Annotated in this window: 9 protein-coding genes; 5 read left to right on the forward strand and 4 right to left on the reverse strand. The window is 64.3% G+C overall.

Translation table 11 applies throughout. From position 1 onward, the window contains the following. Window positions 1-300 precede the first annotated feature (300 nt). The gene (locus CLV70_RS40045; protein WP_158277943.1) at window positions 301-471 is read right to left on the reverse strand and encodes a hypothetical protein; all 171 of its coding nucleotides are present in this window, start codon (window positions 469-471) and stop codon (window positions 301-303) included. Between the two features lie 105 nt (window positions 472-576). On the opposite strand from CLV70_RS40045, the gene CLV70_RS39480 reads away from it, so the two are divergent. From CLV70_RS39480 to CLV70_RS38405, 5 genes are all read left to right on the forward strand, one after another. Beyond that, window positions 577-852 (forward strand): hypothetical protein, encoded by a 276-nt coding sequence (locus tag CLV70_RS39480; protein WP_146164352.1) that lies wholly within the window; start codon window positions 577-579, stop codon window positions 850-852. Window positions 853-1900: 1048 nt separating this feature from the next. Further along, complete coding sequence (locus tag CLV70_RS39485) at window positions 1901-2590, forward strand: hypothetical protein (protein WP_146164353.1); 690 nt, start codon at window positions 1901-1903, stop codon at window positions 2588-2590. Next, window positions 2587-3546, forward strand: coding sequence for a diguanylate cyclase domain-containing protein (locus CLV70_RS38395; RefSeq protein WP_146164354.1), 960 nt, complete (start codon window positions 2587-2589; stop codon window positions 3544-3546). The genes CLV70_RS39485 and CLV70_RS38395 overlap by 4 nt, the downstream gene beginning before the upstream one ends. A 107-nt stretch (window positions 3547-3653) precedes the next feature. Next, the gene (gene ndk / locus CLV70_RS38400) at window positions 3654-4148 is read left to right on the forward strand and encodes a nucleoside-diphosphate kinase (RefSeq protein WP_106131534.1); all 495 of its coding nucleotides are present in this window, start codon (window positions 3654-3656) and stop codon (window positions 4146-4148) included. Further along, window positions 4148-4465 carry a hypothetical protein gene (locus CLV70_RS38405; RefSeq protein WP_106131535.1) on the forward strand — a complete coding sequence of 106 codons (318 nt, stop codon included), beginning with the start codon at window positions 4148-4150 and terminating at the stop codon, window positions 4463-4465. The genes ndk and CLV70_RS38405 overlap by 1 nt, the downstream gene beginning before the upstream one ends. Window positions 4466-4492: 27 nt before the next feature. Here the strand turns inward: CLV70_RS38405 and CLV70_RS38410 are convergent, their stop codons facing one another. From CLV70_RS38410 to CLV70_RS38420, 3 genes are all read right to left on the reverse strand, one after another. Beyond that, a complete protein-coding gene (locus CLV70_RS38410; protein ID WP_106131536.1) occupies window positions 4493-4903 on the reverse strand; it encodes an NUDIX hydrolase in 411 nt (136 codons plus the stop codon). Next, window positions 4900-5577 (reverse strand): NUDIX hydrolase, encoded by a 678-nt coding sequence (locus CLV70_RS38415; protein ID WP_211304058.1) that lies wholly within the window; start codon window positions 5575-5577, stop codon window positions 4900-4902. Before CLV70_RS38415 ends, CLV70_RS38410 begins: the two co-directional genes overlap by 4 nt. Before the next feature lie 74 nt (window positions 5578-5651). Beyond that, window positions 5652-6002, reverse strand: a complete 351-nt coding sequence (locus tag CLV70_RS38420) for a GntR family transcriptional regulator (RefSeq protein ID WP_106131537.1) — start codon at window positions 6000-6002, stop codon at window positions 5652-5654. Between the last annotated feature and the right edge of the window lie 707 nt (window positions 6003-6709).

Consider the following 6709-nt stretch of genomic DNA (forward strand, 5'->3'; position numbering starts at 1 on the left):
CCGGCCCGGCGGCCGGCTCCCGCCCCGAGGTGATCTCGGTCGTCATCTGGCGTCTCTCCCTTGATCGGTCGATCAGCCGTTATTTGTACAGTCCCGTCCGGCGCCGTCCATACTTGGTCGTGAACTCCGGAAGTCGTCCACCGGGAGGTCACCGCGACTGAGATCATCCAGGCTCGTTGCTTTCAGCAATCAGCCTGATCGGTCGCGACCCTAAGGGCGTCGAAGACTTGGCAACGCACGCTATCATCGGCATCTCCAGCCAGTCGCTCTGATTAATGCACACGCATGGAGTTAGGCGTGCTACTCGGATTCGGATGGAACGAAGTTGACGCGCTGGGCTCCCTTCTGGGCGGAATCTTCACCGCGGGCGCGTTTGGCGCCGCGCTTATAGTTCTCGTTCGGGAAATTAAGACTCGCCGCGAGGAACACCAGGAGCGCGACCAGGAACGTCGAGATGAGGAACGTCGTCAAGCTCGTCTCGTATATGCAACTTTGGATCCTGATAAGTCAGCGGAAAGTGGCTATAGTCCAGATCCTCAATACGACGACGGACAGCGGTACTCTGAGGTTCACGTCATGGTCTACAACCAGAGCGAAGCTCCAATATGGGACGTCGAGGTTCCAATTGCTGGGCGTGAAGACCGGCCCCTCCGTATCGGACACGTGCCTCCGCGCGGTTCCGCCGGAAACGGGTGGCTCGAGGCTCCGGAGGACTGGCATCTGATGAACGTCGGTCCCGGATGCCCCGGCGCAGCCGCGGTAGAGCTGATGAATGTCGTCTTCATCGACAACCTCGGCCGTCGATGGAAGCGGGTCGGGCGGGAGGAGCCCATTCGCCTACTCGATCCTTGATCCCGACCGAACCGAGACCAAGCTGAGCCATCCCGTCGCCGTCGACCCGCCCATCGTGGGAGCGGGCCGCCACCGGCGCCCGCCGCGTCAAGACGGCCTTGACAAGGGTGCACCCAGGCCGGTGGACGCCGGCGGGGTTCTGCTCGGCTTGCCCGGGGCGAGGGGACGGGGTGCGCGGCTACCCCGGAGCCGGAGCGCCTCCCTCGGAAGCGCGCCCAGGCCCGGCCGGTCGGCTGCGCTGACTTAACCCGCGTGCCGCCGCACAGCGGCCAGGGCATCGCCTGACAAGCCGACGCGAAGCTGACCCTGAAGATCTACTCGCATGCGAACCTGGAAACGATGCGCCAGTCGCTCGGCAGCTGAACGGGCGGCTGTCGTGAACGCCGTTGCTGTCAGCAGCCAACGACAGGCGACGTGCAACGCACAAGCGAGGAGTCACAGCCGGCGACAGGCGACGTGCAACGCACAAGCGAGGAGTCACAGCCGGCGACAGGCGACGTGCAACGCACAAGCGAGGAGTCACAGCCAGCGCGCGACCGACAGGCGCTACCGCAACCACCGCAACGCGGGGCGTCCGGGGGCTCGGCCCCCGGAGCAAAATGACGTGAGGCCCCGGTCCGCGCACTCCGCGGACAGGGGTGTCCGACTCACGTGGGCGCGGCAGGTTTCGAACCTGCGACCCCTCGCTTGTAAGGTCAGCGAGTCGTCGTTCATCGACAGACGGCGCCGTCCACGACGTGCGCATCCGTGCCTATCAGGTCGTCACGGGACGCCGCCGGACGACAGCGTATGAGACCACGGATGAGACCGCACGGCCCGGACCTTCAGCATCCGGTTCGTCACCTGTTGGACACAACGTGTAGTGATGCCTGGCCCTCGCCCTCGGCCCGCGGGTCGACACCCAGACCCATGGCGGGCGCGGTTGGGATGGAGTCGCTCCAGCGGCCGGTCTTGGAATGCGTCTGCGACAATGTCTCGTCGAGGCGGCCAGCGCGACAGTCGTCCGATCCTCGATAAGCCGCCTGACATGAGCGGAGTACCCGGGTTCATGAACACCTTGCCGATCGCCGCACCGACAACGCCGCCGCCCGGAATGTCGATCACAGTCACCATCCTCGTAGCCGTAATCAGCTCCGGCGTAGTTGCAGCCTTCGTCAACGCCGTTTCGTCTGGCATGCGAGCCAATGCCAACGCCCGCAGAGACCGCTATGCGCAAGCAGTGCGATATCTGGTCGCTTGGGGCGAGTATCCCTACAGGATCCGACGCCGTACGGACGACGAACCGAAAACGCTATCCACGCTCGCCGCTCGTGGGCACGCGCTACAAGAGCAACGGGCCGAGGTTGCGGGATGGATTGCAGGAGAAAGCCGCGCTCTGAGCAAGATCTTCAATGAGTGCGCTCGCGACGTCTCTGCAATCGTGACACCCGCATGCGCGGAGGCATGGAATTCCGCTCCCTTGACAAAGGGCAGCGATATGAACCTCGGCGGCTTCGGCCCCCGAGGGGTGGACATCATCGTGGCGCGAATGGAAAGGGCATGCCGGTATCGCTTTGGGATCCGTCGGCTGATGTGGTCCGGTCTCGTAATGCGACGCCTCCGCGAATGGCAACATATGACCCCATCGCAGCCCCAGTCGACCATCGGACAAAAAGCGGCGATTGAGGTAGAAGCAAGGACAGTTCCGGCTACGGGACATAAGAATAGTGAGCCGAACCACGAGCGGAACGCAGCGTGAAGTGGAATGTACTGTTCGTTGACACTGACCGGCTCGGCAATCGCCTACGGCGAGCGCTGCGCGCGCACGGCATTTCCTTAGTGACTTGCCGGCGTCTCGCCTCGATATCTGCGGCGTTCGAGGCGAAGAGATTCGACCTAATCATCGTAGTGGCTGCGAGCAAGACGGACCATCGTGTTCTGCAAGAGACGGGCAAGGCGCTCGGCTTCGCGACGATGCCGACCATGGTCCTCGGCCGCGGGCCATTCTCGGACGATAGCGACCTTCACCTGTCATCACTCCCCGTAGATCGGCGCCTTCCGGTTGATGTTACGATCCAGGAGTTCGTTGCTCAGACTCTTGGACTCCTGACGAGGTCGAGGTGCCTCCTCGACATATCTGCAGATACTGGGCTGCCTGGCAACGCGTGGATCACGCAGCAGCTGCAAAAGCGTATCGCCGCTGGGCAGGAATTCTCGTTCGCGTACTTCGACATCGACCGGTTTAAGAGCGTCGTGGACTCTTACGGCTTTGATCGCGCGGGCGACTTCCTAAGAGCGATGTCCGACGCCCTCCGAGCCGCTGCTGCCGCAGCGTCCGGCCCGCGCATAGATATAGCCCATATTGGCGGCGACGACTTCCTGGCAATGTGCAGTCCAGACCAACTACTGACCTTCACCAAGGCAGTGGTATCTAGGTTCGAAAGTGCGGCCGACCGCCTTTATGATCCGGTCGACCTAGCACAAGGTTTTATCGAAATTCCTAACCGATGGGGTACCGGTAAGCCACGCCGCGCTGCGCTCGTCACCCTGTCGATCGGAGTCGCCGAATCCAAATTCCCAGGAAGGACGCTCCAATCGACAAAAGTGGTGAAAGCAGTGGCAAGTGAGATGAAGAAGGTCGCGAAGGGTCAACCTGGCTCGTACGTTTGCATCGACAGAAGGCGCTCGGTCAGCGGTGACGGTATAGCCGCGTGAACATAGAGACTGAATACATGCTTGAATCTCAAGCTAAGGGGAGCCCACGGACCGTCCTAGCATGTCGTACGGTACCCTTCGGTTCTACCTTGGAGAATGGAGACGGGATGGCAACGGTCGAGCGAACCCTCGTATTGCTCAAGCCAGACGCGGTGTCGCGTGGGCTGGTCGGGCGCGTGCTACAGCGCTTCGAGGACGCCGGGCTCAAGGTCGTGGGCACGAAGATGGTGCAGATGGATGCCGAATTAGCACGCAAGCACTACTTTGACTTGGAGGAGCGGTTCGGCAAATCCGTCTTCGACGTTACGGCCAACTTCATGAAGTCCGGTCCTGTCATTGCGCTGGCCCTAGAGGGCGTGGAAGCAGTTGCTAATGTTCGGCGTATCGTCGGCGTGACTTTTCCTAACCAGGCGAACCCCGGTACCATTCGTGGCGATTTCGCGCATACGTCAAAGGCATACACCGAGGCCAAGCACTCCGTTGCTGCCAACCTGGTCCACGCCTCGGGCAATGTCGAGGAGGCGAAGTACGAGGTTGAGCTCTGGTTCTCTGAGTCTGAGCTGTTCGAGTACCAGACCGTGGCCGAGCGGTTCCTGTTCTGATGGTCGACGAGGAAGTCACCCCTCGGCCCTCGATCAGCGAGGTCCGCCAGCAGTACGAGGATGAGCGATTCTTCCAGGACGACCGGGCCGCCGCCCAGTATGCCTACGCCCTGGCCGTGCGGCTTCGTGAGGCCGGCGAGGTCGACGAAGCACGGCGGTACGCCAGGGAATGCCTCCAGCTCGCCGAGTCCCTGCCGGCGAACACGCTGGACGACGTGGTGTCGGATCGGCAGTCGATCGGCGGGGTGCCGCTGCCGGAGCACTTCCACGACGGCGTAGTCCGCACGAGGCTCGCCGACTTGCTCACCGCGACCTGAGCCTCAGAACAACGAGAACCCTGGACGTCAGCGCAGGTTGGCGTCCAGGTGCTCTTGCACCGGGGCGAAGAACGGGTAGGGAACATAGGCGGTGAGGGTGGCGCGGTCGCACCACGCCACCTCTGCCAACTCCTCTTCGTCGGCCACGTGCGCGGCGCCCTCCACGACGTCGCAGGCGACGTAGAGCATGGTCCGGCCGGTGTTGGGGTGGACCCGCTTCCCTAGGCTGCCGGCCGCCCGTACCGTAAGGCCAGTTTCTTCGAGCGTCTCACGGACCGCGGCATCGTCCGCGGATTCGCCGGCCTCGACCTCGCCGGCCGGGAACTGCCAGGACAACTGGCCTTCCTTCACACGGCGCCGCACCATCAGGACCTGGCCGTCGTGGACGATGATGGCTGCTGCGATGGGTGGGCGTTCGTCGGTGTTCGGCTGGCTCATTCGTAGCTCTCCAGGGCGCGCAGGACTGGCGGGTAGATCCGCTGTTGGGGGATGAATCGCGTGACGTCTTCTCGCGGCGCCCAGAGCGCGCTCGTGTTCTCGACGACGTCGCGGTTTTCGACTTCGCCGGCGAGGTAGTCGCAGAGGAAGTAGCTGGCATTGACGCCGGAGAGCGGGTGGAGGCGGCTGCCCAGCTCATCGCGGACAACGCAGTGGACGCCGGTCTCGGCGAGCGTTTCGCGGGTCGCAACAGTGGCGGGGTTGGCACCCGGCTTGACGATCCCCGCGGGGAACTGCCAGTCGATGCCACTCGGGTCGGCATCGCGTCGGCAGACCAGCAAGACCTCGGTCTCGTTGACCACCACGGCGATGGCGACAGATAGCGCGACGGCACCGCCGGCCGCCTTCGCCTCGGCGTCATCTTCGGCCTTGAGCTGGCGGGCGAAGCGCAGCTTCGCGGGCTCGTCGGCGCGCTGATACGCGGTGTCGAGTGCCCGTTGGAGTTCGGGGCGGATGACGATGTCCGGCCGTTCGCTCCAGGAGGCGATCGTGCGCTTGGCGACACCGATCAGGGCGGCCATCTCGTCCTGAGACATGCGCAGCGCGGCCTGCAGTGCGGTGGCGTGGCGGCCGGTCCATTGGTCGATGACGGTGTGCCGGGCGGGTTGGTTCACGGGGTCACCGCCGGTGGCGTGGTGGGCAGTCTCGTCTCGGCGGAACCGGCGCGAGCGAAATCAAGCACGGTCGATCAGTCGGTGACCGTGAGGTTCGTGCCAGCGGGATAGGTCTCGACGTCGCCGTTGGCGCGAGTCACGGTGACCGCCGCGGTGGAGGTCACGGTGTCGCCGGAGCGGAGTTCGACGCGCTGCGGTGCCTCTACGACGAAGGTGCCGTGTCCGTGGCGTACCTCGATCAGGCCCTCGGCGCGGAGCACGGCGAGTGCCCGGCGGACAGTCTCGCGTGCCAGGCCGAACTCGTCGTGGAGGTCTTTCTCCGACGGCATGCGCTTGCCGGGCGCTAACTCTCCGCTACTGATCCGCTCGCGAAGGGCGCTCGCAAGCTGCCGGTAAGCAGCGCCTTCGCGATCTGGCGTGATCATGAAGTCACTGTAGGTACAGACGCGCGGGCGCCTAGTGGCGTATGCGTCTAGACGCCTATACCTTTTACGCGAGCGTCGTCACGCCAGCCTCGTTGGCGCGCGCCCGCCCCAGGAGACGCGCCGACGAGCCGTGGATGCCGCTCAGGCAGGGAGTTCCCGACGGCGGAGGAGGCGTCCATGCGGCACGAAGCGGTCCGCGTGTGGTTCAAGCCCTGGAGGAAGCGGTGCCGGTGCGGGTGTCCGTGGTACCCGTGCCCGGACGCGGCCACGAGCCCACCTCCGCCGGTGATGCGGTCTCTGCAGCTGGACCCGGACTGGAACGGCCCCACCGCGCGACATTCGACGGCCTGTCGGAGCGAGCGGCCGTTGATGACGCCGGGGCAGGAGTGGCGTTCGCGGAGGGCCGGTCGATGACAACGATCTACTGGGATGCGGAGCACGAGGCCAGAAGGCCGTCCTGGGACTGCGTCAAGTGTGGCCGGCCGTGGCCGTGCGATCCGGCACGCGAGCACATGAAGGCATACCTGGGATGGGTCGCCTTGCGGATCTACATGTGGGGGCGCCTTGACGAGGCCACGCACGACTTGCGCACCGTGCCAGTCCGCGAGCTGCTAGCCCGGGTGATTCACGGTGATCATCAACTGGTGGGCCCGACCGGCGTGTAAATAGACGGAAGTGCCTCTCTGGCAGGGGAAACTTGTGATTGC

Origin of the sequence: Pseudosporangium ferrugineum (genome assembly GCF_003002065.1) — a bacterium.
In the GTDB taxonomy this organism is placed as follows: Bacteria; Actinomycetota; Actinomycetes; order Mycobacteriales; family Micromonosporaceae; genus Actinoplanes; species Actinoplanes ferrugineus_A.